The 3,128-nt window shown below is 37.3% G+C and carries 3 protein-coding genes; 1 reads left to right on the top strand and 2 read right to left on the bottom strand.

Features of this window, described 5'->3' with window-relative positions; genetic code table 11:
* Positions 1-450 precede the first annotated feature (450 nt).
* A complete protein-coding gene (locus tag M3210_RS19635) occupies positions 451-657 on the top strand; it encodes a hypothetical protein (RefSeq protein ID WP_251517938.1) in 207 nt (68 codons plus the stop codon).
* Here M3210_RS19635 and pepF read toward each other — a convergent pair.
* Positions 635-2,455: an oligoendopeptidase F gene (pepF, locus tag M3210_RS19630; protein WP_251517936.1), complete on the bottom strand. Its 1,821-nt coding sequence runs from the start codon at positions 2,453-2,455 to the stop codon at positions 635-637. The genes M3210_RS19635 and pepF overlap by 23 nt on opposite strands.
* Before the next feature lie 208 nt (positions 2,456-2,663).
* Positions 2,664-2,792 carry a protein YhfH gene (gene yhfH, locus M3210_RS19625; RefSeq protein ID WP_251517934.1) on the bottom strand — a complete coding sequence of 43 codons (129 nt, stop codon included), beginning with the start codon at positions 2,790-2,792 and terminating at the stop codon, positions 2,664-2,666.
* Positions 2,793-3,128 lie beyond the last annotated feature (336 nt).

The raw sequence follows: 3,128 nt of genomic DNA, 5'->3' as shown, positions 1-3,128 counted from the left end.
AATACTAAGAATCGGGCACTACAGTCAATGGCAAGCAGCAAAGCTGTGGCTGCTCTCACACTATGGTTTCAAATAATATTACTACTGGTCGAAAATATGCTTTTACACAGAATTATGGACTTGACTTCTTTGTGGAGGTAATGATGGCTTTTCGTGCATAGAGAAGGTTCATATTGTAAGTTTTGCAGTGATTGATGCCTGTTTCGTGTATAGAGATAAGATTTGCAGTGTTTAATGTCTCCTTCGTGCATAGAGGGCAGTTCTATTGTGTGTTTTGGAATTGAATACAGATTCTTCATGACAATACAGTAATTACTTTAATTTCCTTCATCAGGTCGGTCTCGGCTTGATGTTTTTTAATATATTCTTATTAAGTTATAACATTACAAAACTTTAAGCATATTGAAATCGTATGATATGATAGATAAAGCTATAAAAGTGGGTGATTCTTTGATTGTTATTATACATACGAAACTGCGAGGTCATGATTTAATTGTCACGTCACGTGAAGCGAAGGATAAACTCATCGATTTACTGAAAAAGAAATTTACGAGAGTGAACTTTAGGAAAATGAAAGCCGATCATTATAAAACAAAAAAGCCTGGAATTCATCATGAATTCCAGGCTTTAATTTTTATTCGACTTCATAACTCTTAATCAATTCGTCTATCAACGAACCGATATAATCAACTGCAATCTTGATAGGGTCTGCTGTGGACATATCAACACCGGCTAATTTAATTAACTCAAGCGGCTTCGCTGTACCTCCAGCTTTGAGCACTTGAAGCCAGCGATCTACAGCAGGCTGACCTTCCTCTTTTATCATCTGTGCTACTGCAGTGGAAACGGTAAGTCCTGCAGAGTAAGTATATGGATAGAGTCCCATATAATAATGCTGCTGCCTCATCCAAGTCAAACCAACCCCATCATCCACCGTAATGCTGTCTCCCCAGAAGTTTTTAATTACATCCAGCTTCTGTTCAGTCAGGACATTTGCTGTTAGTGGTACACCATCTTCTGCAAGCTGATAGACACGGCGTTGTAGTTCACCTTCCAATAAATGGGTGATGAAATTATGATGATATGTTCCGAGCAATTGGGTGATTACCCAACGCTTCATTCGTACATCATCGGTTTGGTTCATGAGATGCTCAGCTAGTAGTAATTCATTTAAAGTGGATGGTGCCTCTACAAAATATGTAGAAGGACGTGTATTCAATAATGTCTGGTTTTTCCCAGCCAAATAAAAATGCCCGGCATGTCCCATTTCATGCGTTAAGACGAAAGCGCCTCGCATTGTATCTGTCCATGTAATTAGTATGTATGGGTGAACCCCATACGGACTTGAACAAAATGCCCCGTTGGCCTTGCCGATATTGTCTGCTCGATCAATCCAGCCATCATGAATTGACTTTCTCATGATCTCTTGATATTCCGGCCCCATTACAGATAGGGATTCTAAAATCGTTTTTGTTGCATCCTCGTAAGTCGTTTGTGGGTTGAATTCTGGGTCTAGTGGTGCTTTTAAATCACAATAATGCAGCTCATCCAGTCCTAGTTTTTCTTTCTTTAACTTAGCATACCGCTGCATATGTGGAGCCAATTCTTTTCCGATTATATCAAGTTGATTATGGTACATTTCCTGTGTCACTTGTTGTGGTGCAAGCAGCATGTCTGTTACCGATGGGTAGTTTCGGAGTTTGGATAACGTGACTTGCTTGGAAACCTCTGTTGCATAAACTGCAGCAAATGTATTTTTATATTGGTTCAACGTTTTGGTGAATGACTGGTATGCATTTCTTCTTGCCGTTGTGTCTGATGTAAATTCATAACGGTCTTCATATAAAGCTTCAGACATTGGCAGTTCGACACCTTCAGCATTTTTAATATGATCGAATTCCATGTCTGCAGTTTTTGCCCGTTGATAAATGCGATGGGGGGCACCATGGATATCTCCAAGAGCTGCAAGTGTTTCTTCAATCTCTGGTGAGAGCTGGTGTGGTTTTTCTTCTAACGTATCGTAAAATAATTTTTTATAAATCTTCAATTCTGGTTCCTTTTCCAAATATTCCTCGACTTTTTCTTCGGTCAATTCCAGTAACTCGGAATTAAAGAAGGAGATTTTTGCACTGATTTTAGCTAACGCACTGGCAACAAGCGCGGAATCTTGTTGGTTTGCTGGATCAGCTCCATCGGCGTTCACTTTTAAGTTCGAGTAGGTGGCCACACGCACCACTTTTTTCTGGAAGTTCTCCATAGCTTGAATAGCTTGCAATAATGTTGAAGGACTTTCAATGAGCTTTCCTTTAAATGCAGTAACCTGCTCGACATCTTTTCCAAGTGTATCCAGTTGTTCTTTCCATTCTTCATAAGTTGCGAATAAATCTTCCAAGTTCCATTTTTGCTCCTCAGGTACGTCAGAACGACTATTTCGTACGTTTGTATGAATCGTCATGGTATTACTCCTTTCGAATATTTCGGTACACTAAATAATTATAATACAAAGATTGATAGAATGATATTACTTTTCAGAAATAAATAAATGCAAAAAAAAACAGCTATACAAGATAGCCGCCAAAAAGGAGAAATATGGTGATTTATTACAGATAGAAACAAATAATTAAAGTGAATTTTTTCTTATCAAACAAACAGAAGTTTCGTGACTACCTAGCCGGATGATCACATTCATCACATACATTACCGTAACAATCAGCTTTTTCGAAGATATCATGACCGCATTTCTGGCATTTTTTCTTCGGTAAACTTTTGAAAAACTCAATTAAACCTTGCATGTGGGCTCCTCCTCATCTGTTATATGATAAGTTCATGTTAGATGTATTGTAATATAACAGTATTCGGTTTGTCAATACTGTGTTACTAAATTTTTTAAAATATTTTCAGATTTATTTAAAGATGCATGTATTGAGCGGCTTTTCAGCATATTTAGGAGTTTAGAAGATTAATTAAAAAATGTAAGAGTTGGTTTTGTACATATATAAATTGATGCTAGTATAGTTTCATAGACACATCTAAGTTAAATTTATACAATGAATTTCAAGGAGGATGTGTCCGATGAATACAAGAAATAACGGTAAACGATATAATGATGATTTCCGTAAAATGATTGT

The organism is Oceanobacillus luteolus, from assembly GCF_023715655.1.
Classification (GTDB): domain Bacteria; phylum Bacillota; class Bacilli; order Bacillales; family Amphibacillaceae; genus Oceanobacillus; species Oceanobacillus luteolus.
The sequence above is the reverse complement of the archived record's forward strand: the minus strand, read 5'-3'. Positions and strand labels throughout refer to the sequence as shown.